Source organism: Bradyrhizobium sp. (assembly GCF_035935975.1).
Lineage (GTDB): Bacteria > Pseudomonadota > Alphaproteobacteria > Rhizobiales > Xanthobacteraceae > Bradyrhizobium.
This window is the reverse complement of sequence record NZ_DASYWN010000038.1, coordinates 41,658-64,535: the sequence shown is the minus strand read 5'-3', so window position 1 is coordinate 64,535 and position 22,878 is coordinate 41,658. Positions and strand designations below refer to the sequence as shown.

17 protein-coding genes are annotated in these 22,878 nt (G+C 62.9%); 9 read left to right on the top strand and 8 right to left on the bottom strand.

All coding sequences use genetic code 11. From position 1 onward, the window contains the following. Window positions 1-115 precede the first annotated feature (115 nt). The 3 genes from VGR99_RS20800 to VGR99_RS20790 all read left to right on the top strand — a co-directional run bounded on the left by VGR99_RS20800 (window position 116) and on the right by VGR99_RS20790 (window position 2,161). Window positions 116-499, top strand: coding sequence for a universal stress protein (locus tag VGR99_RS20800; RefSeq protein ID WP_326900905.1), 384 nt, complete (start codon window positions 116-118; stop codon window positions 497-499). 52 nt (window positions 500-551) lie between these two features. Further along, the gene (locus VGR99_RS20795; protein ID WP_326900903.1) at window positions 552-1,214 is read left to right on the top strand and encodes a VIT1/CCC1 transporter family protein; all 663 of its coding nucleotides are present in this window, start codon (window positions 552-554) and stop codon (window positions 1,212-1,214) included. An 86-nt stretch (window positions 1,215-1,300) separates the two neighbouring features. Beyond that, window positions 1,301-2,161: a TorF family putative porin gene (locus VGR99_RS20790; protein ID WP_326900902.1), complete on the top strand. Its 861-nt coding sequence runs from the start codon at window positions 1,301-1,303 to the stop codon at window positions 2,159-2,161. A gap of 37 nt (window positions 2,162-2,198) precedes the next feature. On the opposite strand, the gene VGR99_RS20785 is transcribed toward VGR99_RS20790, so the two are convergent. The 6 genes from VGR99_RS20785 to VGR99_RS20760 all read right to left on the bottom strand — a co-directional run bounded on the left by VGR99_RS20785 (window position 2,199) and on the right by VGR99_RS20760 (window position 10,685). Then, window positions 2,199-3,836, bottom strand: coding sequence for an ABC transporter ATP-binding protein (locus VGR99_RS20785; protein WP_326900901.1), 1,638 nt, complete (start codon window positions 3,834-3,836; stop codon window positions 2,199-2,201). A 7-nt stretch (window positions 3,837-3,843) separates the two neighbouring features. Further along, complete coding sequence (locus VGR99_RS20780; RefSeq protein ID WP_326900900.1) at window positions 3,844-5,022, bottom strand: ABC transporter permease; 1,179 nt, start codon at window positions 5,020-5,022, stop codon at window positions 3,844-3,846. Continuing rightward, complete coding sequence (locus VGR99_RS20775) at window positions 5,022-6,131, bottom strand: microcin C ABC transporter permease YejB (protein WP_326900899.1); 1,110 nt, start codon at window positions 6,129-6,131, stop codon at window positions 5,022-5,024. Before VGR99_RS20775 ends, VGR99_RS20780 begins: the two co-directional genes overlap by 1 nt. Window positions 6,132-6,133: 2 nt before the next feature. Beyond that, on the bottom strand, window positions 6,134-8,008 hold the full coding sequence (locus VGR99_RS20770) for an extracellular solute-binding protein (RefSeq protein WP_326900897.1): 1,875 nt from the start codon (window positions 8,006-8,008) through the stop codon (window positions 6,134-6,136). A 14-nt stretch (window positions 8,009-8,022) separates the two neighbouring features. Beyond that, entirely contained in the window at window positions 8,023-9,918 is a 1,896-nt protein-coding gene (locus VGR99_RS20765; RefSeq protein ID WP_326900896.1) for an extracellular solute-binding protein, read from the bottom strand. A 212-nt stretch (window positions 9,919-10,130) separates the two neighbouring features. Beyond that, window positions 10,131-10,685: a c-type cytochrome gene (locus VGR99_RS20760; RefSeq protein ID WP_326900895.1), complete on the bottom strand. Its 555-nt coding sequence runs from the start codon at window positions 10,683-10,685 to the stop codon at window positions 10,131-10,133. Between the two features lie 252 nt (window positions 10,686-10,937). Between VGR99_RS20760 and VGR99_RS20755 the strand changes: the two genes are divergently transcribed. Together VGR99_RS20755 and VGR99_RS20750 are read left to right on the top strand one after the other, a co-directional pair. After that, complete coding sequence (locus VGR99_RS20755; protein WP_326900894.1) at window positions 10,938-11,678, top strand: 3-deoxy-manno-octulosonate cytidylyltransferase; 741 nt, start codon at window positions 10,938-10,940, stop codon at window positions 11,676-11,678. A gap of 21 nt (window positions 11,679-11,699) precedes the next feature. Then, on the top strand, window positions 11,700-12,557 hold the full coding sequence (locus tag VGR99_RS20750) for a prephenate dehydratase (protein ID WP_326900892.1): 858 nt from the start codon (window positions 11,700-11,702) through the stop codon (window positions 12,555-12,557). 158 nt (window positions 12,558-12,715) lie between these two features. Here the strand turns inward: VGR99_RS20750 and VGR99_RS20745 are convergent, their stop codons facing one another. Then, window positions 12,716-13,732, bottom strand: coding sequence for an LLM class flavin-dependent oxidoreductase (locus tag VGR99_RS20745; RefSeq protein WP_326900891.1), 1,017 nt, complete (start codon window positions 13,730-13,732; stop codon window positions 12,716-12,718). A gap of 384 nt (window positions 13,733-14,116) precedes the next feature. Between VGR99_RS20745 and metF the strand changes: the two genes are divergently transcribed. From metF to VGR99_RS20730, 3 genes are all read left to right on the top strand, one after another. Further along, window positions 14,117-15,043 (top strand): methylenetetrahydrofolate reductase [NAD(P)H], encoded by a 927-nt coding sequence (gene metF, locus VGR99_RS20740; protein ID WP_326900889.1) that lies wholly within the window; start codon window positions 14,117-14,119, stop codon window positions 15,041-15,043. 6 nt (window positions 15,044-15,049) lie between these two features. After that, the gene (gene metH, locus VGR99_RS20735; protein ID WP_326900887.1) at window positions 15,050-18,901 is read left to right on the top strand and encodes a methionine synthase; all 3,852 of its coding nucleotides are present in this window, start codon (window positions 15,050-15,052) and stop codon (window positions 18,899-18,901) included. A 555-nt stretch (window positions 18,902-19,456) separates the two neighbouring features. Beyond that, the gene (locus tag VGR99_RS20730) at window positions 19,457-20,224 is read left to right on the top strand and encodes a hypothetical protein (RefSeq protein ID WP_326900886.1); all 768 of its coding nucleotides are present in this window, start codon (window positions 19,457-19,459) and stop codon (window positions 20,222-20,224) included. A gap of 168 nt (window positions 20,225-20,392) precedes the next feature. On the opposite strand, the gene VGR99_RS20725 is transcribed toward VGR99_RS20730, so the two are convergent. After that, window positions 20,393-21,868 carry a sulfatase family protein gene (locus tag VGR99_RS20725; RefSeq protein WP_326900884.1) on the bottom strand — a complete coding sequence of 492 codons (1,476 nt, stop codon included), beginning with the start codon at window positions 21,866-21,868 and terminating at the stop codon, window positions 20,393-20,395. Window positions 21,869-22,403: 535 nt separating this feature from the next. Here VGR99_RS20725 and VGR99_RS20720 point away from each other — a divergent pair. Continuing rightward, the gene (locus VGR99_RS20720) at window positions 22,404-22,766 is read left to right on the top strand and encodes a hypothetical protein (protein WP_326900883.1); all 363 of its coding nucleotides are present in this window, start codon (window positions 22,404-22,406) and stop codon (window positions 22,764-22,766) included. Window positions 22,767-22,878: the final 112 nt, after the last annotated feature.

Genomic DNA, 22,878 nt, shown 5'->3' with positions numbered 1-22,878 from the left:
CCGATTCCGCGTCCCGGCGGCCGTTGGATTGATCTATCTCAAGCTCCGCCCGAAATGCGGACCCAGCTTAACCTTCGCAAGCCGGCGATACGTCCGGGCGATCGGAAGGTGGGGCATGTATCGGCATATTCTCATTCCAACAGATGGCTCCGAGCTGGCGCAGCGCGGGGTGGCGCACGGATTGGCCTTGGCCAAATCCGAGGGCGCGAAGGTATCTCTCATCTATGTTGTGGAACCGCTGCTTGCTGTGACCGGCGATTTTGCGAGCGTGCTGGATCACGCAGAGATGGCGGCCCGGGAGGCCGGCGTAACCTGCGAGACAATCCAGGTGGAGCACGGCCAGCCCGACCAGGCCATCGTCGCAGCCGCCGAGGACAAGGGCTGCGATCTCATCGTGATGTCATGGCATGGCCGCAGCGGGCTTTCGACGCTTCTCATCGGCAGTGTGACAAACAAGGTGCTGACCTACGCGAAAATCCCCGTGCTGGTCTGCCGATGAACATGCAGACCGTTTTATCCAGCACCATCAGGTCATGGGGCTTGTGAACAGGATGCCGGAAGCTTCGGATTTTTCGTTCGGTGGTGTGCTGGATCCGATGGAGCGGATCTCGGAGACCCTGTTCGGCCTGATCATGGCTCTCACCTTCATCTGCTCGCTCGGCATCGCGACGGGATCCAACATCAATCTTCAGACCATGCTGATCGGCGCTCTCGGCTGCAACCTTGCCTGGGGCATCGTCGATGGCGGTCTTTATCTGCTGGGTCAGATCAACAGCCGCGGCGGCAAGGTTCGAATTCTCGACGCGGTGCGGCAGGCGCCGGATTCCGAGACCGCGCGTCGCGTGATCGCCGACGCCCTGCCACCGGAATTGGCGGCGCTTCTGCCGGCGCAGCATTTGGAAGCAATGCGGCAGAAATTGCAGCAATTGCCGGTGCCGTCCCGCCGCGTCAGCTTGACCAGGCGCGATTGGACCGGGGCGGTGGGCCTTTGCCTGCTGAGCTTCCTTGCGACCTTCCCGGTGGTCATTCCGTTTATCTTCCTGAGCGACGCCAGAATGGCACTGCGCGTCTCCTACGCCGTCGCCATCTTGATGCTGTTCTGCTGCGGTTACGTGTTCGGAATTCAAAGCGGCTTGCGGCCCTGGGCGGCAGGTCTTGCAATGGTGGCCCTTGGTGGTGCGTTGGTCGGCGTCGCGGTGGTTCTCGGAGGATAGCGACAGTGAAGCCATGGGGCGGAGCATCGGTTCGGCGGTTACGCGATGCCTCATGCACCGCGCTGGCCGGGCTGTGGCTTGCATCCATGACCGGGGCTTTGGCGCAGACCAGTCCCCCAAGCTCAGGCGGCGCGATCGGTCTTGGCAATCGCGGATGGTCGGCCGCCGACACCAACCGTGAATCCTCGACGACCGAGCTCGAATTCAGTGCCCGCGCGGGCGCTGCATCCGACTACATCTATCGCGGGACCACACTGTCCGATCATGGGCCGGCGGTCGGTGCGGCCTTCGAGGCGCGATTCGGCGCGCTCTATGCTGGAACGACAGCGGCCACCGTCAGGCTGCCGACCCAGCCGGCGGCCGAGCTCACCTTCGCCGGCGGGATCCGTCCGAAGATCGCAAACACCGATTTCGATCTCGGCATCACTTATTTCGCCTATCCCGGCGAAAGGCTTCCCGGCGAAACCAACGGCATCAACTATTGGGAGGCGGTGATCCGCGGCGATCGTCAGATCGGCGAGCAGATTCGCATCGCGGCCGGCTACGCCTATTCTCCGAACGTCTCGAACACCGGTGCGTGGAGCCAATACGCTGCGGCCGGTATCGGCTATGATGTCCCCGGACGGCTGCTGCCGCAAAACCTGGCCGTATCCTTCACGGCTGCTGCCGGCTATTCCTGGTTCGGCAATCAGGCCGCGCAACTCGGTGGCTTCCCGTTACCAGCCTATCTCAACTGGCAGGCGGGCGTGACCTTCACCCACAAGGCGTTCAACCTCGATCTGCGCTATTACGATACCAATCTGTCGAAGGAAAACTGCTTCGTCTTTACGGGCGATCCAAATGCGCAGCCGGGCGGCCGCATGAATCCTGTCACCAACCCAGAGGGCCTCGTCTCGAACTGGTGCGGCGCGACATTCGTTGCCAAGGCCTGGTTTGCGTTCAACTAGCTCTTGCCCGCGAGCGATCCAACGCAACCAGCAGAACCTACGTCGCTACCGACCCATTCCCGGCCGTCTCCAGCCGGAACGCCGCCGCGAACAGCGCGCGCGTGTAGTCGGTCTTCGGACTCTTGAACAGCTCGGCGGCCTGGCCTTCCTCGACCACCTTACCGTTACGCATCACGATGAGATGGCTGGCGAGCGAGGCGACGACGCGCAAATCGTGCGAGATGAACATGTAGGTGAGGTCGCGCTTGCGCTGAAGCTCGCGCAACAGATCCACCATCTGCGCCTGGAACAGCATGTCGAGCGCGCTGGTTGGCTCGTCCAACACGACGAAATCCGGCTCCAGCACCACCGCGCGCGCGATCGAGATGCGCTGGCGCTGGCCGCCGGAGAATTCGTGCGGATAGCGGTAGCGGGTGTCCGGCTTCAGTCCGACATCCTCGAGCGCCTTGACGACGCGCGCCTCGCGCTCCTCGCGCGACAGCTTCGGCTGATGCACGGACAGGCCCTCGGCGATGATGTCGGCGACCGACATGCGCGGGCTGAGCGAGCCGAACGGATCCTGGAACACGATCTGCATGTCGCGCCTGAACGGCCGCATGTCCTTGAAGCGCAGACCCTGGATGTCTTTTCCTAAGAATACGATGCGCCCGTTCGAGGAGATCAGGCGCAGCAGGGCCAGCCCGAGCGTGGTCTTTCCCGAGCCGGATTCGCCGACGACGCCGAGCGTCTCGCCCTTGCGCACGGCGACGCTGACGCCGTCGACCGCCTTGATGTGCCCGACCGTCTTGCGCATCAGGCCGCGCTTGATCGGAAACCAGACCTTGAGATCGTCCGCCGACATCACCACCGGCGCATCCGGCTGCGGCGGCGCCGGATCGGGCTTAGGCTCCGCGGCCAGCAAATCGCGCGTATAGGGATGCTTCGGAGCCTTGAAGACCTGCTCGACCGGCCCCTGCTCGACGATCACGCCGCCCTTCATGACGCAGACGGTGTCGGCGATGCGGCGCACGATGCCGAGATCGTGGGTGATGAAGAGCAGGCTCATGCCGAGCCGGGCGCGGATCTCGGCGAGCAGCGCCAGGATCTGCGCCTGCACGGTGACGTCGAGCGCCGTGGTCGGCTCGTCCGCGATCAGCAGATCAGGCTCGTTGGCGAGCGCCATCGCGATCATCACGCGCTGGCGCTGGCCGCCGGAAAGCTGGTGCGGATAGCTCTTCAGCCGCGTCTCGGGCTCGGGAATGCCGACCTGGGTCAGCAGCTCCAGCGTGCGCTTGCGCGCCTGCGCATGGCTGGTCGGATTGTGCAGCTGGATGATTTCGCCGATCTGCGCCTCGATCGTGTGCAGCGGGTTGAGCGAGGTCATCGGCTCCTGGAAGATGATGGAGATGTCGCTGCCGCGAATCTCCCGCATCTGCTGCTCGCTCTGGTCGATCAGCTCCTGCCCCTTGAAGCGGATGCTGCCCGAGGGATGCGAGGCATTCGGATAAGGCAAGAGCTTCAGGATCGAGAGCGCACTGACCGATTTGCCGGAACCGGATTCGCCGACCAGCGCGACGCATTCGCCGCGCTTGATCTGGAACGAGACCTTGTCGACCGCGAGCGTGGTTGCACCGCCCTGGTGGAAGGCCACCGAGAGATCGCGCACGCTGAGCAGGGGCTGGTTGATCGCGTCCATCACGCCCTCACTTGAACGTCTTGCGCGGGTCGAAGGCGTCACGCACGGCCTCGCCGACGAAAATCAGCAGCGAGAGCATGATCGCCACCGAGAAGAAGCCGGTGAAGCCGAGCCACGGCGCCTGCACGTTGGACTTGCCCTGCGACAGCAGCTCGCCGAGCGAGGGCGAGCCGGGCGGCAGGCCGAAGCCGAGGAAGTCCAGCGCGGTCAGCGTCATCACCGAAGAGGAGACGATGAACGGCAGGAACGTCATGGTCGCGACCATCGCATTCGGCAGCAGATGCCGGAACATGATCACCTTGTTCGACACGCCGAGCGCCCGCGCGGCCTGGATATATTCGAAATTGCGCCCGCGCAGGAATTCGGCGCGCACGAGGCCGACCAGCGACACCCACGAGAACAGCAGCAGGATTCCGAGCAGCACGAAGAAGCCCGGCACCAGCACCGACGACAGGATCAGCAGCAGATAGAGCGAGGGAATCGCGGTCCAGATCTCGATGAAGCGCTGGAAAGTGAGATCGATCCAGCCACCGAAATAACCCTGGATGCCGCCGGCGGCGATGCCCACGATCGAGGAGACGATGGTGAGGCAGAGGCCGAACAGCACCGAGATCCGGAACCCGTAGATCAGCCGCGCCACCACGTCGCGGCCCTGATCGTCGGTGCCGAGCCAATTGTATTCGAGGTCGCGGCAGCTTTTCAGGCCCTTCTTCTCGACCACCGGCTTGCACTGCGCCTCCGTCAGCATCCAGGTCGGCGGCGACGGCGCGGGCGTCGGCAAATCGAGATTGTGGGTGTCGTAGGAGTAGCGGATCAGCGGCCAGACGATGCTGCCGCCCTTGTCCTTGATCAGCTTCTGCAAATAGGGATCGCGATAGTCGGCCGCGGTCTCGAAGTCGCCGCCGAACGTCGTCTCCGAATAGGTGACGAAGGCCGGCCAGTAGAGATGGCCGTCATATTTGATCAGGAACGGCCGGTCGTTGGCGATCAGCTCGGCGAACAGCGACACCACGAACAGGACCATGAAGATCCAGAACGACCAGTAGCCGCGCCGGTTCGCCTTGAAATTTTCCCAGCGCCGCCGGTTGAGCGGCGACGGCGCGAACGGCTTGCGCGTGGCCGGTACGGCTTCGCCGAGCGGCGACGTCGTTGTGGTCTCGATCGGGGTCGGGGCGGTCAGCGTCATCAGACCTCCCTCGCCTCGAAGTCGATCCGCGGGTCGATCCACATATAGGTCAGATCGGAGATCAGATTGACCACGAGGCCGACCAGCGAAAAGATGTAGAGCGTGCCGAACACGACGGGATAGTCACGGTTGAGCACGCTCTCGAAACTGAGCAGCCCGAGCCCGTCGAGCGAGAAGATCGTCTCGATCAGCAGCGAGCCGGAGAAGAAGGCGTGGATGAAGGCGCCCGGGAAGCCCGCGATCACGATCAGCATGGCATTGCGGAAGATGTGACCGTAGAGCACCTGGCTTTCACTGCAGCCCTTGGCGCGCGCCGTCATGACATATTGCTTGCGGATCTCGTCCAGGAACGAGTTCTTGGTCAGCAGCGTCATGGTCGCGAAGGCGCTGAGGCCCATCGAGAGCAGCGGCAGGGTCAGGTGCCAGAAATAGTCGATGATCTTCCAGTACCAGGGAAACTGCGACCAGCCGTCGGAGGTCAGGCCGCGCAGTGGGAACAGGTTCAGGAAGGAGCCGCCGGCGAACAGGATGATCAGGAGGATCGCGAACAGGAAGCCCGGGATCGCAAAGCCGATGATGATCACCGCCGAGGTCCAGGTGTCGAAGCGCGTGCCGTCCTTGACTGCCTTGCGGATGCCGAGCGGGATCGAGATCAGGTAGGTGATCAGCGTCAGCCAGATGCCGAGCGAGATCGAGACCGGCAACTTCTCCTTGATCAGTTGGATCACGCTGACGTCGCGGAAATAGCTCTTGCCGAAATCGAAGCGGGCGAAATTCCACACCATCAGTGCGAAGCGTTCCGGCGCCGGCTTGTCGAAGCCGAACTGCGCCTCCAGCTTCTTGATGAAGTCAGGGTCGAGCCCCTGCGCGCCGCGATATTTCGAGCTGATCGCGTCGCCGCCGGCGCCGACCTGCCCCGGCGCGCGCTGCGCAAAATCGCCACCACCCGAAATGCGGGAGCTGCCGCCGGTATCGGCGCCCGAGAGCTGCGCGATCACGCGCTCGACTGGCCCGCCCGGCGCAAACTGCACCACGACAAAGGACACGAAGAGGATCCCGAGCAAGGTCGGGATCATCAGGAGGATGCGGCGGGCGATATAGGCGCTCATGACTATTTCGCCTGCTCGAGCTTGGCCGCCTTGGTGCCGTCGTGCCACCAGATGTCGGGAGCGCCGACGCCGTTGGCGTAACGGGGCAGCTTCTGCGGATGACCGAACTGGTCCCAATAAGCCAGCCGGTGCGTCTTGTTGTACCATTGCGGCACCCAATAGCGGCCGGCGCGGAACAGGCGGTCGAAGGCGCGGCAGGCGATGGTCAATTCCTCGCGGCTGTCGGCGGCCATGATCTTCTCGATCATCGCATCGATCGCCGGGCTGGCGACGCCCGCCAGATTGTACGAGCCCTTGGTGGCCGCGACCTGCGAGGAGAAGAACGCGCGCATCGCATCGCCCGGCGTCGCCGACATGCTGAAGCGCTGGATCGTCATGTCGAAGTCGAAATCTTCCTGACGCGCCTTGAATTGCACCGCATCGACGAGACGCACGCTCGCCTCGATGCCGAGCGTCCCGAGATTCTTGATATAGGGCGCATGGTGCGGCTGGAACGAAGGCTCATCCAGCAGGAACTCGATCTTGAATGGCTCGCCGTTCGGCAGCACCCGCTTGCCGTCCTTGATGGGAACGCCGGCCTCGGTCAACAATTGCTGCGCCTTGCGCAACAGGCCGCGGTCCTGTCCGGAACCATCCGAGACCGGCGGCGAGAATGGCGCGGCGAACACATCGTCGGGCACCTGGCCGCGGAACGGCTCGAGCAGCTTCAGCTCTTCGTGCGATGGCGGACCATCGCTCGCCATGAGGTCCGAATTCTGGAACGGCGATACGGTGCGGGCATAGGCACCGTACATGATGGTCTTGTTGGTCCACTCGAAATCGAAGGCGTTGGTCAAGGCTTCGCGAACGCGAGGATCCCTGAATTTTTCGCGCCTTGTATTGATGAACCAGCCTTGCGCGCCGGACGGCGTATCGTCGGGCACGACCTCCATTTTCACCCGGCCGTCCTTCACGGCCGAAAAATCATAACGCGTCGCCCAGAGGCGGGAGGTGAACTCCTCGCGGTAGAGATAGTTCTTGCCGGTAAAGCCTTCGAAGGCGACGTCGCGGTCGCGATAGAACTCGTAGCGCACGATGTCGAAATTGTAGCTGCCGCGGCACGGCGGCAGATCGGCCGCCCACCAATCCTTCACCCGCTCGAACTCGATGTAGCGGTTGACCTCGAACTTCCCGACCTTGTACGGGCCCGAGCCGAGCGGCGTGTCCAGCGTCGATTCGTCGAAGGCCCGTGTGGCGTAATACGCTTTCGAGAAGATCGGCAGGCCGGCGACATAGAGCGGCACGTCGCGCGCCCGCCCCTTGGCGAAGGTGACGACCAGTGTCGCATCGTCGAGCGCTTCCGCACTGACCATGTCGCGCATCTGCACGATGATCAGCGGATGCCCCTTGGTCTTCAGCGACGTCAGAGAGAACGCCGCGTCGTGCGCAGTAAGCTTGCTGCCGTCGTGGAATTTCGCCTCCGGCCGCATGGTGAATCGATAGACCAGTCTGTCGGGCGATATCTGCACGGATTTGGCGGCAAGCCCGTACATCGCATCCGGCTCGTCATTGGCGCGCACCATCAGCGGCACGAACGTCATGTCCATGCCCTGCGCGCCGTCCCCCTTCAGGATGTAGGCGTTCAGCGAGTTGAAGGTCTGGTACGACTGGTTGTAGGCGCGTACCGACGGGATCAGCGAGAACGTGCCGCCCTTGGGCGCATCCAGATTGACGTAGTCGAAATGGGGGAAGTTCGCGGGATATTTGAGATCGCCGAACGCCGAGATGCCGTGGGCCTCGGCGGGCATCTCCGACGCCGCCGCGCCACGCCATGCGGCGGCGCTCAGCGCACCGCCGACACCTAAAGCCAGCACATGCCGGCGTGAAAGCTGCGCCATGCGCAATTGCTTCCTCAAGAGCGTTTTCCGATTCGCGCCGCTTTCTCCGCGTCGTACCACCACAGCGTCGGCAGGCCCGACCGGCCGTATTTCGGCAGCGGCTCGGCATGGCTGAAGCGGTCCCAGCGGGCATAGCGCGCGAACGAATAGGTGAACTGCGGCACCACGTAGAAATTCCACAGCAGCACGCGATCGAGGGCACGCGTCGCGGCGACGAGGCCGGCGCGGTCCTTGGCGAAGATCACCTTGTCGATCAGGGCATCCACGGCGGGGTTCTTGATGCCGATGGTGTTGCGCGCCCCCGGCACGTCGGCCGTCTGCGAGCTCCAATATTCGCGCTGCTCGTTGCCGGGCGAGAGCGACTCGCCCCATTGATCGATGATCATGTCGAAGTCGAAGCTGCGCAGCCGGTTCTGGTACTGCGCGTCGTCGACCACGCGGACCGACGTGTTGACGCCGATCCGCTCCAGCGAGGGCTTGTAGAACAGCGCGATGCGCTCGGACGACGGATCCTGCACCAGGATCTCGACCGTCAAGACCTTGCCCGAGGCGTCGACCAGCTTGTGGTCGCGCACCTCGAAGCCGGCCTCCTTCAGCAGCTTGGCCGCTTCACGCAGATTGGCGCGCACGGCTTCCGGGCTGCCGCCGACCGGATTCTGGTACGACGTGGTGAAGACTTCCGGCGGCACCTTGTCCTTCACGGTCTCGAGAATCTGCAGCTCTTCGCCCTGCGGCAGACCGGTCGCGGCAAGCTCGGTCCCCTCGAAATAGCTGTTGATGCGCTTGTACTGACTGAAGAAGAGCTGCTTGTTCATCTCTTCGAAGTCGAACGCATAGTTGAAGGCGCGCCGCACCCGCGCGTCCTTGAACTGGGGACGTCTGTTGTTGACCACGAAGGCCTGCATGCGGCCGGAATCGTTGATCGGAAATTCTTCCTTGATTACCCGCTTCTCGGCGACCGCCGGGAAGTCATAAGCCGTCGCCCACTGCTTGGCGGAGTTTTCCGCGATCCAGTCGGCCTGATCCGCCTTGAACGCCTCCAGCGCGACTTGGTTGTCCCGGAAAAACTCGAAGCGCAGTTCGTCGAAATTGTTCTGGCCGATCTGGCTTGGAAGGTTGGCGCCCCAATGATCCTTCACGCGCTCGAGCTTGATCGAACGCCCCGCCACGAATTCCCTGATCCTGTACGGACCGGAACCGAGCGGAATCTCCAGCGTGGTCGCGCCGACATCGCGCTTGCGGCCCTGCGCATCGGTGCCTTCCCACCAATGCTTGGGCAGCACGGTCAATTCGCCGACAATGGTCGGCAATTCCCGGTTGCCCGGCCCGTCGAAGCTGAACTTGACGTCGCGCTCGCCGACCTTCTCCGCCTTCGTCACATGGCGGTAGTAGGACGCGTACATCGGGCTCTGTTGCTTGAGCGTCTCCAGCGAGAAGATGACGTCCTCGGGCGTCACCGGCTTGCCGTCGTGCCAGCGCGCTTCCTTCCGCAGGCGATAGGTGACCCAGGAAAAATCATCCGGATGCTGCGCGGATTCGGCGAGCTCGCCATATTCGGTCGCCACCTCGTCCAGCGCCCGGGTCATCAGCGTTTCGTAGATCATGCCCGCAGCCGGCGCGATGTTACCTTTGACGCCGGAGATCGCGATGTTGAAATTGTCGAAGGTGCCGATCGAGATCAGGCGCGCGACGCCGGTCTTGGGCGCGTCCGGATTGACGTAATCGAAGCGCTTGAAATCGGCGGGATACTTGATGTCGCCGAACAGCGACAAAGCATGCCGCCAGGGCAACTCGGCCGCCGACTGCGCCCGGGCCGCGGAAACGACGGGAAGGCCCGCCGCAGAGCCAAGGGCGGGGAGCGCTGCGGCAGCAGTGCCGGTGAGCAGGAGTTCGCGTCGGGTAATGGCCAAATCAACATCCCTGTCTTGAAGGAGGTTACCCCTTTAAGGTCCCAATATAGGCGAGGTTTCGACGGAATATGTTGCTTTTTCCTCATGTTGGAAGCCCGGCAGGCCGATCCGCTGCGGCCAAACGCCCCGATAACGTCACTGCGAGGTCCGGATACGGAAACGGCCAGGCTTTTCAGCCTGGCCGCATGTTCCGGAAGAGGTTTTTGACGCCGTTACTTCGACGCCGTCGGGATCGGCTGCGGATGCTCTGACAGCGAATTCAGATAGGCAATGACGTCGGCGCGCTCGGAGTCCTTCGGAATGCCGGCGAAGCCCATCGCGGTGCCCGGGATGAAGCCCTTCGGGCTGGCAATGAACTTGTTGAGGTCGTCGAAGGTCCAGGTGCCGCCCTTGGCCTTCATCGCGGCCGAGAAGTTGAAGCCATTGCGGCCTTCGCCCCGGGCTTCGCCGACGACGCCATAGAGGTTCGGACCGACCCGATTCGGGCCGCCCTTCTCGAAGGTGTGGCAGGCGCCGCACTTCTTGGCGGCGGCAGCGCCCTTCTCTACCGACGCGGTCTGGAGCAGCTTTTCGATCGGCTCGGATGCGGCGGCAGCGCCGCCTTCCTTGCCGCCGTGGCCGGCGTCTTCCTTGACGGCGATCTCGAAGCCCGGCTTTTCCGGCATCTTGGGCGCGAACAGCGCACTCGCGGTGAAACTCGTCACCAGCAGGATGAGACAGGTACCGAGCACGGCACCGAGAATCTTGTTCAGTTCGAAAGAGTCCATTTCCGGCCAGGCCCCACACCGCAAGAAGGAAACAGCGGCCCAAGCGGCCGCCAGGACGAGCCTCGGGAGAATCAAAACGTTCCTTGTTGTTTCCCCGAGTTTTGCCATTGAGATATCGGTTTGCCCGGGGTCTGGCAACCCGTATAAGCGAGCCGGCTTCGAACCCGTCCTCACCCCATTTCTCGACGCGGAAAACCTCCCGTTTCCAGGCCCTTGAACCCGAGATCTTCAACCCAAGACTGCCCTTCAATCATGACCGATCCCCGCATCCTGGTGCTGATCCCGGCCCGCATGGCCGCCACCCGCCTGCCCGGCAAGCCGCTCGCCGACATCGCGGGCCTGCCGATGATCGTGCATGTGATGCGGCGAGCCGAGGCCGCCGGCATCGGCCGGGTCGCGGTCGCAACCGATACCGATGAGATCGCCTCGGTGGTGACCGCCCATGGCGGCGAGGCCGTGATGACCAGCCCTACGCACCCCTCCGGCTCCGACCGCATTCACGAGGCGATGCAGAAGCTCGATCCCGACGGCAAGGCCGAGATCGTGATCAATCTGCAGGGCGATTTCCCGACCATCACGCCACAGACCATCCGCGAGGTGCTGCCGCCGTTTGACGATCCGGGGGTCGATATCGTGACGCTGGCCTCGCAGATCCACACCGAGGAAGAAGACCTCGCCCCGAGCGTCGTGAAGGCCATCGGCTCGCCGATCGGGCCGCGGCGGATGCGGGCACTTTATTTCACCCGCGCCACCGCCCCTTACGGCGACGGACCGCGTTACCATCATATCGGCCTCTATGCGTACCGCCGCGCGGCGCTGGAGCGCTACGTCTCGCTGCCACGCTCTCCCCTGGAAATTCAGGAGAATCTGGAGCAGCTCCGGGCGGTGGAAGCCGGCATGCGCATCGACATCATCGTCGTCGACAGCGTGCCCCGCGGCGTCGACACGCCGCCCGATCTCGAAACCGCCCGCAGCATCCTTTCCAAATCCTGAGCTGCTGCTACAAGGCCCGTCATGAGCAAGATGAAGATCGCATTCCAGGGCGAGCCCGGAGCCAATTCCCACATCGCCATCGTCGAGGCCTATCCCGACGCCGAGCCGATGCCCTGCGCCACCTTCGAGGACGCGCTGTCCGCGATCTCGTCGGGCGAGGCCGATCTCGGCATGATCCCGATCGAGAATTCGGTCGCGGGCCGCGTCGCCGACATCCATCACCTTTTGCCGGCCTCTGGCCTCTTCATCATCGGCGAATGGTTCTTGCCGGTCCGCCATCAATTGATGGCGATCAAGGGCACCAAGCTCGAAGACATCAAGAGCGTCGAGAGCCATGTGCATGCGCTCGGCCAGTGCCGGCGCATCATCCGCAAGCTCGGCATCAAGGGTATCGTGCACGCCGACACCGCCGGCAGTGCCCGCGACATCTCCGAGCGCAACGACAAGACGGTCGCCGCTATCGCCTCGCGCCTCGCTGCGAAGATCTATGGCCTCGATATCCTCGCCGAAGACATCGAGGACGAGGCGCACAACACCACGCGCTTCGTGGTGCTGGCGCGCGAGCCGAAATGGGCCGCGCAAGGCTCCGGCCCGCTGGTCACGACTTTTGTATTTCGGGTGCGCAACTTGCCTGCCGCGCTCTACAAGGCGCTCGGCGGCTTTGCCACCAACGGCGTCAACATGACCAAGCTCGAAAGCTACATGGTGGACGGCAATTTCTTTGCCACGCAGTTTTATGCCGACGTCGACGGCCACCCCGACGACAGGGGCTTGGCGTTTGCGATCGAGGAGCTGAAATTCTTCTCGCGCGAATTCCGCATCGTCGGCGTCTATCCCGGCCACCCCTTCCGCGCGACCTTCAGCGAGACGCAGGATTAGTGTCGTGTCCCGGACGCGCGAAGCGCGAGCCGGGACCCAGGGGCTGCGAGACTCGAGGCAACGACAGGCCCCGGCTCAGCAGCGCATCACCATAGCGCGTCGAAGACGCGCGTTAACGCGCTTACGGTGCTGCGCCGCGTCCGGGGCGCGAGAGCGGTTCAAGCCGCCTGCTTCGCCAGCCCGAACGCCTCCGCGAGCAGCGAATACGATTTCTTGCGCGCCTCGTGATCGTACACGGCCGTGATCACCATCAATTCGTCCGGCTTGCTGGCATCGATCAGCGGCTGCAACTTTTTCTGCACGGTCGCCGGATTGCCGACGAACAGGCGTGAGCGGTTGCGCTTGATCGAGGTGCGCTCGGAATCCGTATAGGGATAGGCCAGCGCTTCCTCGACGCTCGGCAGCGGCAGGTATTGACCACGGTCGCGGCGCAGGCGGTTGAGGTCGAACGACGTCGCGAGCCTTTCGGCCTCTTCGTCGGTATCGGCCGCGATGACGGCGACCGCGAGGATCGCGTGCGGGCTCGCACTCCAGGCCGACGGCTGGAAATGGTCGCGGTAATGCACCATCGCGTCGATCGCATCATGGGACGCGAAATGATGGGCGAAGGCGAAGCCCATGCCGACCTGGGCAGCAAGCTCCGAAGAATAATCGCTCGAGCCGAGCAGCCAGATCGGCGGTAACGGCGTGTCATCGGGCATCGCGACGACGTTGTGATAGGGGTGCCCTGCGGGGAATTCGCGGGTCTGCCACAGGATCAACTCGTGCAGCCGCTCGAGGAAATCGTCGCCCTCGCGGCGGTCGAGCCGGCTTCTGAGTGCATAGGCCGTGGCGCCATCGGTGCCCGGCGCGCGCCCGAGGCCGAGATCGATGCGGCCGGGGAACAACGCCTCCAGCATCTTGAAGCGCTCGGCCACCACCAGCGGGGCATGGTTGGGCAGCATCACCCCGCCGGAGCCGACGCGGATATGCTTCGTCACCGCCGCGATCTGCCCGATCATCACGTCGGGTGCCGGGCTCGCCACTGAAGCGAGGTTGTGATGCTCGGCGAGCCAGTAACGGACAAAACCGAGCCCATCGACATGGCGGGCCAGGTCGATGCTGTTGCGCAGCGCCGCAGCGGGTTTTGTGCCGGTGGTGACGACCGAGAGGTCGAGGACTGAAAGCGGGATCATGGCGCGCTAACCTAGTGGAGGCCGGCGCCGCGGCAATGGGCCAACTGCGCAGGTCTGGCGCGCGCGGGCGGAGACGTCGAGGGGCGGGTCCAATCGTGGCGTTGGGACGAAGACGGCACTAACCGCACAAATTCCATATTGCCCACCCAACTAAATGACACTGGAAGACACCGTTGTTTTATTAACTATCTGATATTACTTAAGTATGAGAAATTAACGCGGTTCCCATCTACATTTCAACTCTAGCTCTATTTTGCCATCCACAGGCTAAAGTGGGCCACTTCCCACATTCGATGGGCTGTCGAATACGGCCGCGTTGGCTTATGTTGGGCACTCCCAATTGAGACCGACGCTGACGGCCCAGACGCTGGAGTAAGTGGTGCCATGACCGATCCGACGACGCCTGCCCATCCGAACGGGCAAGACGGGCATCTCGCTTCCAAGCGGCCTGCGATCTCGTTCGAGTTCTTTCCGCCCAAGACCGAAGATATGGAGCGCAATCTCTGGGAAACCATCAACAGGCTGGCCCCGCTCGACCCAAAATTCGTCTCGGTGACCTATGGCGCCGGTGGCTCAACGCGTGAGCGCACCCATTCGACCATCTCCCGTATCCTGAAGGAAACCGCGCTGCTGCCGGCCGCGCATCTGACCTGCGTCGGCGCCTCGCGCGGCGAGATCGACGAGATCGTCGACCGCTACCACGAAGTCGGCGTCCGCCACATCGTCGGCCTGCGCGGCGATCCCGCCGGCGGCATCGGCACGCCCTATTCCAGCCATCCCGAGGGCTACCAGAGCTCGGCCGAGCTCGTCGCCGGAATCAAGAAGCGGCATGCGGATATCGAGGTGTCGGTCTCAGCCTATCCCGAGAAGCACCCGGAAGCGCGCGACTTCGACGACGACCTCGACACGCTGAAAGCAAAGGTCGATGCCGGCGCGACGCGGGCGATCACGCAGGTCTTCTTCGATAACGACCTCTACTTCCGTTATCTCGACCGCGTCCGTGCGCGCGGCATCAACATCCCGATCGTGCCGGGCATCATGCCCATGCACAATTTCAAGCAGGCGCGCAATTTCGTCACCCGCGCCGGCACCACCGTGCCGGACTGGTTCGCCGCGAAATTCGAAGGCCTCGATGACGACGCAGAGACCCGCAAGCTGGTGGCCGCGACCGTTGCGGCCGGCCAGGTGCAGAAGCTCGCCAAGAACGGCGTCGACACCTTCCATTTCTACACCATGAACCGCGCCGATCTCGTGTTCGCGATCAGCCATTTGCTCGGCATTCGCGCCAAGAGCGCGCAGAAGGCGGCTTAAGACAACATGACCGTATCTCCCTCTCCGAAACGTACCGCCCTGATCAACGCCGCGCGCGAGCGCATCCTCGTGCTCGACGGCGCCATGGGCACGATGATCCAGAACCTGCAGTTCGACGAGGCCGCCTTTCGCGGCGAGCGCTTCAAGAACTTCCATCGCGACCTGCGCGGCAACAACGATCTGTTGATCCTGACCCAGCCGCAGGCGATCGAGGACATCCACGCCGCATATTTGCGCGCCGGTGCCGACATCGTCGCGACCAACACCTTCTCGACCACCTCGATCGCGCAGGCCGATTACGACCTCACCGACATCGTGTATGAAATGGCGCGCGAAGGCGCCCGCCTCGCCGGCAATGCCGCACGGCGGGTCGAAGCCGAGGACGGCAAGCCGCGCTTCGTTGCCGGCGCCATCGGTCCGACCAACCGCACCGCCTCGATCTCGCCTGACGTCTCCAATCCCGGCTACCGCGCCGTCACCTTCGACGATCTGCGCAAGTCCTATGGCGAGCAGATCAACGGCATGCTCGACGGCGGCGTCGACCTGCTCCTGGTCGAGACCATTTTCGACACGCTGAACGCCAAGGCGGCGCTCTATGCGATCGCCGAGATCACCGAAGCGCGCGGCATCGACGTGCCCGTGATGGTGTCCGGCACCATCACCGACAAGTCCGGCCGCCTGCTCTCGGGCCAGATGCCCGAAGCGTTCTGGAATTCGGTGCGGCACGCCAAGCCCGTCACCATCGGCTTCAACTGCGCGCTCGGCGCCGAAGACCTCCGCGCCCATATCGCCGATATCGGCCGCGTCGCCGACACGCTCGTCTGCGCCTATCCGAATGCCGGCCTGCCCAACGAGTTCGGCCAGTATGACGAGACACCGGAATACATGGCGCGCCTCGTCGGCGAGTTCGCCCGCGACGGCCTCGTCAACATCGTCGGCGGCTGCTGCGGCACCACGCCGGACCACATTGCGGCGATCGCCGCTGCGGTCGCTCCGCACAAGCCGCGCATCGTGCCTGAGATCGCATCAAAGCTGCGTCTCTCCGGCCTCGAGCCGTTCGTGCTGACCGACGCGATTCCGTTCGTGAACGTCGGCGAACGCACCAACGTCACCGGCTCTGCGAAATTCCGCAAGTTGATCACCAACGGCGACTACACCGCCGCGCTGCAGGTCGCACGCGATCAGGTCGAGAACGGCGCGCAGATCATCGACGTCAACATGGACGAAGGCCTTCTGGATTCAGAAGCCGCGATGGTGACCTTCCTCAACCTCGTCGCCGCCGAGCCCGACATCGCCCGCGTCCCCGTGATGGTCGACTCGTCGAAGTTCTCGGTGATCGAGGCCGGCCTGAAATGCGTGCAGGGCAAGCCGGTCGTCAACTCGATCTCGATGAAGGAAGGCGAAGACAAGTTCATCCACGAAGCCAAGATTGCCCGCCGCCACGGCGCGGCCGTCGTGGTCATGGCGTTCGACGAGGTCGGCCAGGCCGACACGTTCGCGCGCAAGACCGAGATCTGCAAGCGCGCCTACGACATCCTGGTCAACCGTGTCGGCTTCCCGCCGGAAGACATCATCTTCGATCCGAATATCTTCGCGATCGCGACCGGCATCGATGAGCACAACAATTACGGCGTCGACTTCATCGAGGCAACGCGCTGGATCCGCCAGAACCTGCCGGGCGCGCACATCTCGGGCGGCGTGTCGAACCTGTCGTTCTCGTTCCGCGGCAACGAGCCGGTGCGCGAGGCCATGCACTCGGTGTTCCTGTATCACGCCATCAAGGCCGGTATGGACATGGGCATCGTCAATGCCGGTCAGATGATCGTCTATGACGACATCGATCCTGAATTGCGCCAGACCTGCGAGGACGTCGTCCTCAACCGCGATCCCGGCGCCTCCGAGCGCCTGCTCGCGCTCGCCGAGAAGTTCCGCGGCAAGAAGACAGAAAGCAAGGAAGCCGATCTCGCCTGGCGCGAATGGCCGGTGGAGAAGCGGCTGTCGCATTCGCTGGTGCACGGGATCACCGAATTCATCGAGCAGGACACCGAAGAGGCCCGCAAGAACTCTTCGCGCCCGCTCGACGTGATCGAAGGGCCGCTGATGGCCGGCATGAACGTGGTCGGCGACCTCTTCGGCGACGGCAAGATGTTCCTGCCGCAGGTGGTGAAGTCCGCGCGCGTCATGAAGCAGGCGGTGGCCTGGCTGATGCCGTTCATGGAGGAAGAGAAGGCGCGCAATCTCGCGAGCGGCATCGGCACCGAGGGCTCCTCGTCCGCCGGGAAGATCGTGCTCGCGACCGTCAAGGGCGACGTCCACGACATCGGCAAGAACATCGTCGGCATCGTGCTCCAGTGCAATAATTACGAGGTCATCGACCTCGGCGTGATGGTGCCTGCCGCCAAGATCGTCGAGACCGTGAAGGCGGAGAAGGCCGACATCGTCGGTCTCTCAGGACTGATCACGCCCTCGCTCGACGAGATGGCATTCTTCGCCGGCGAACTGCAGCGCGAAGGCCTGAAGCTGCCACTCTTGATCGGCGGCGCCACCACGAGCCGCGTGCACACGGCGGTGAAGATCGACCCGAGCTATCGCGCCGGTCCCGTGGTCCACGTCAACGACGCCAGCCGCGCGGTCGGCGTCGCCTCCTCGCTGCTCTCGCCCGAGAAGCGCGAGGCCTATGCCGCCGAGGTCCGCGCCGAATACGCCAAGATCTCGGACGCGCATCTGCGCGCGCAGGCCGACAAGAAGCGGCTGAAGCTGGAGACCGCCCGCAAGAACCGCGTGCCGGTCGACTTTGCCAAAAACAAGCCGGTGAAGCCGACCTTCCTCGGCACCAAGAGCTTCGACGAATACGACCTCGCCGAGCTCGTGCCCTATATCGACTGGACGCCGTTCTTCCAGACCTGGGAACTCGCCGGACGCTTCCCCGCCATCCTCGACGATGCCAAGGTCGGCGAAGTCGCGCGCTCGCTCTACGACGACGCGCGGAAAATGCTCGACCTGATCGTCAAGGAGAAATGGTTCCGGGCGCGCGCAACCGTCGGCTTCTGGCCGGCGAATGCGCAAGGCGACGACATCGTGCTCTATGCCGACGAAAGCCGCACCAAGAGCATCGCGACGCTGCACACGCTGCGCCAGCAGCTCGAGAAGCGCGAGGGCCGTTTCAACGCGGCGCTCTCCGACTTCATTGCGCCCGCGGGCGTGCCCGACTATGTCGGCGGCTTCGTCGTCACCGCCGGCATCGGCGAGGATGCGGTCGCCGATCGCTTCAAGATGGCGAATGACGACTATTCCTCGATCCTGTGCAAGGCGCTGGCCGATCGCCTTGCCGAAGCCTTCGCCGAACGCATGCATGCCCGCGTGCGCCGCGAGTTCTGGGCCTATGCACCGGACGAGGCGCTCTCCAACGACGAGCTGATCCTCGAAAAGTATCAGGGCATCCGCCCCGCGCCCGGCTATCCCGCGCAGCCCGATCACACCGAGAAGGCGACGCTGTTCGAGCTGCTCGATGCGGAAGCCACCGCCGGCGTGAAGCTGACCGAGAGCTTTGCGATGTGGCCGGGCTCGTCCGTATCAGGGCTCTATTTCGCGAACCCCGAGAGCTATTATTTCGGCGTCGGCAAGATCGAGCGCGACCAGGTCGAGGACTATGCCGCGCGCAAGGGCATGACGGTGGCGGAGACCGAGCGCTGGCTCGCGCCGGTGCTGAACTACATCCCGTCGCGAGAGGACGCAAAGGACCGCTTCGCAGCGACGCCCGCGAACGACGTCGCCGCGAGCGACCTCGCCTCGCATCCGCCCGGCTGCACCTGCGCGGTGCATCTCGTCTGGCAGAAGAAGCGCGCGGGGGCGGGCTAGGCCCGCCCTTCGCCTTCCAAAACCAAAAAGTGCGAAAACAACCCCATGCACAGTAGCGATGGGGTTGAAAGGCTTGAGTAATTTCGGTCTTGCCGAAATTGCTTGCGGCGTCGGGCAAAACAGCGCTAGTATTGCATCATTGTCTGCTGTGCCCGTCTGACGCTCCTTGCCTCGACGGGAGCCTGAAATGACAGAGCCGGTAGCCCGCATGAGCGAAGCGATATGCGGGGCCGGTCTTCCCGGATGTCGCTTCGCTCATCCGGGCTACGGCAGATAGATCGTGCAACCAGCGCGCAAACCCTATCGCTGTACAACTCGTTTCGACAGCCTGTGTCCGTGGGAACCCGCCGCTTGTGAACCCGTTCACTTGTCCGCTCAACCTCGATTCGATACTCTCCTGGCCTACTACCTTCAAACCGATGGTTTGCTTGGGATCGAGCATATGAAGCAGTTCATTGCACTGTTCGTCGCCGCGATCGCTCTTGTCGTGCTGCCCACGATTGCCGCCGCGGACTGTCCGAAAGGCTACACGCCATGCGGCGAACGAAACCAGTTGTGCTGTCCAAGAAAGTAGCAAGCCGCAAATGGCTTTGGCTGGGTAGCGCAGTCTTCATCGCAATCGGCCTCGTGATGGTCGCAGCCTGGATCGGGTTCCCGCGCAAGAAACAGACGATCACCGCCATTCTGTCCGAGACCGGATATTTCGAGGTCGTGCCGCCGAGCACGTTTGGCGGCCCCGGCACCATCAACACGATCGAATATCTCAGCAACGGCCGGCTGGAGTTGCATCCGACCTGCGATGTCGATCCCGCGCTTCTGACCGGCAAGATCCAGAAATCGCCGACCGTGGACCGCGACCTCAGGCAGTCGCTCGAGAAGAATCTCGACGTGTCCGCGCAGGTCAGGGACAAGCTGTCCGCCGTCGCCGGCATGCAGGAGGTCGATTCGATCCACCTCAAGCTCGAGAACGCCAACATCCTGCTGATTTCCGACGAGTCGCTGATTTCGACCCGCAACGCCTTGCTGAAGGCCGAATGCGAGGACGCGATCACGCAGAACATTTCGAGCGGCGGTGTCGTGTGCCAGACGCGCTCGGTGCTGGAGGCCGATGTCGTCTACGAGATCAAATATCACAACAAGATCTCGATGGAGGAGCGGGCCAAGCTGACATCCGAGATCGCCGCGAAGCTCGACCTCGACGCGCACCAGGGCGGCGACGACAAGGTGTCCGGCTCTCAATTGTTCTTCGGCATCAGGCTGTCACCCAATCCGATCGTGCTGAAGACCGCGACGGGCGAGATCAAGCCGTGTGCGCGGAGATAGGGGCGACACAGGGGCGGTTGTAGCCCGCATGGAGCAGAGCGGAATGCAAGGACGCTGTCCCGGATTACGCTGCGCTCCATCCGGGCTACGGCACCGGAGTCGTCGAAAATGCCCCCAGGCCGACATGGCGCTTCCGACAGGGAGCCTTGGATGGAAGGAGCTTTTTGATCACCGCGCAGGGGAAATGGTCGGCGGGGCCGCCGGGTTAACGACACCATAATGGTCGGCCAGGAAATTGCTCGAGTTGGCATAATTCGCCGGCCGCGACCGTTCCGGTAGCATCGTGGCGTCCCAAGCCTCCCAGTCACTTTTCAACCGTTCGAATACGTCTTTCTCCCGGTCCTTGAGATTGGCCCGCTCGCGCGGGTCTCTCACCACATCGAAGAGAAACTCGTTTCCCGCTATCCGTAGATATTTCCGATCGCCGTCGCGGATAGCACGCTGCGATCCCGCCTTATAGCGCCAGCACAATTTCCGAGGATGTGCCGCCGACTGGGTGGTCAAGACTTGTCCAAGATCCTCTCCATCGGATGGATACGCCGCGTCCGGCGATGTCCCGGCGACAGCCAGTAAGGTCGGCATCCAGTCCATCGTGATCATGACCTGCTCAGACACCGCCCCAGGCGCGATCCGTCCCGGCCAGCGTACAATCGCGGGAATGCGAATGCCGCCTTCGAGCAGCTCATGCTTCATGCCGGTAAACGGCCACACGTTGGAGAATCGTTCGCCGCCATTGTCGCTGGTGAAAACGACAATGGTGTTACTGGCGAGTCCGCTAGAATCGAGCGCTTGCAGCACGCGACCGATATTAGCGTCCAGGCTTTGCACCATCGCCGCATAAGTTTTCTGCGAGCCGCCGTCGCGGTCAAAAATGTTCCTGATCCGCTTCGATTCCGCCTCATCATCCGGCCCTTCCCATGGCCAATGCGGGGCGGTGAAATGCAGGCTCAGCAGAAACGGCTCTTTTGACTTGGCATAGCCTTCAATAGTTTGCACGGCTCGATCGCCGAGCAAGTTTGTCATGTAACCGTGACGCTCAACCGGTACCTCCTGCTCGTAAAGTTGATGCGCAAGTCCGGGGAACGGCAAGACATACGTCCGGGACGCCTCTGCCCCATGATTGAAATAGTCGGCGCAGCAGCCGAGTATCCCGAAGAACTCGTCATATCCGCTCTTCAACGGAGAGAAATCCGGCAGATCCCCAAGGTGCCACTTTCCGACCAGCGTCGTGCCATAACCCACATTCTTCAGCAGCGACGGCAAGGTGGGGTGACTTGGCGCCAAGCCAGTCCCTTTGGGACTTAGGGAAATAAGCGGCTCTTCGAGCCCAACCGGCAACCGAGCCTGATAGCGCCCCGTGATCAACGCCGTGCGCGTCGCAGAGCAGTCAGGCGAATTGGCATACGCCTGCGTGAATTTCAATCCCTCGGCAGCCAGCCGGTCTATGTTCGGTGTCGCATAGTCGCGCTGACCGTAGCAGCCCACATCGGCGTAGCCGAGATCGTCCGCCAGGATGAAGACAATGTTCGGCTTGGTCGATTGAGCCCGAGCCGGACGACGATGGCCCATCCCCGCGAGTGCCAATGAACTCGCGGCAGTCGCTTGGACAAATCGACGACGAGAAATTGCGCTCTGCTGGGCCACGAGTGCTCTCCCTCTTAAGTTGATCGGTCATTGAGATCAAAGTTCAACATCCCGCTCGCTTTCGCGTCCGAGTGCCGCCGTCACTCATACCGCCAGGCCAGGCAACTGTGCCGCAGGCTTGTTGGAAACATCTCTTTGCCTCCGCGATCTTTACCAGCCGATCCGCTGGCTTGATGCGGACAAGGCTGGCACCGGAAAAAAAAGATGGCCCTTGCGGCTGCGACTGGGCGATCAGTGACAGCCACAAACGCTCGCAGCGCCGTCATGGAGACTTTCGTCCCGACGCCTATAGAAGTGAGTCCTTTGCTTCGGCGCAAAAGTTCATCGACGACCACAACCGACTAAAGGTCAACACATCTGCACTTTTAGTCCGGTCGGCCTGGGGAGCCCGCTTGCGGCCCTTCCTCTCTCAGCCTCACCGCTCCGGCCATGGAAAAAATCACTTTCCGCCGCGAAGCCTTGCGCCAGATCAAAAGGTGATTTTCCGGACCTTCAGAACTTGCGAGCAGGACCATCCGTTTGCGAGGGACTAAAGATGAAGATTGCATTGTTATCGCTGGCCCTAATGGGTCAACCGGCCACGATACCGATCTCTGATAAGGTTCCTGTGCTGAACGTGGAGGCGGGATGCAAAGCAGCAGTGGACGAAGCCAAAGCGCACGGACTTACTGCCGTTGAGAGTTTCGCGGATTGCATGAAAGACGAAAAGGAAGCGCAACAACAGGTAAGCACTTTATGGGCGACCAGCCCCAGCGATGTCCGCAATCGTTGCGAGGGCACAGCGTCGATAGGTGTTCATAGTTACGTCGAGTTGCTCACGTGTTTGCAGGCAGCGTTTGTCGCAGCCCACCCCGAGGCTGTCCCTCCAAGGAAAGCAAGGGATCGAAATAAGCACTAGGTGGATGGAGCCTGTTATCCCGGAAGGCCGAGTCCGGTTGTGGCCCATCGCTGACATTTCGGCCGGCGCCAGCCTGGTGTCCGATAACCGCCCTTGGCGGACTCTAAGCCTT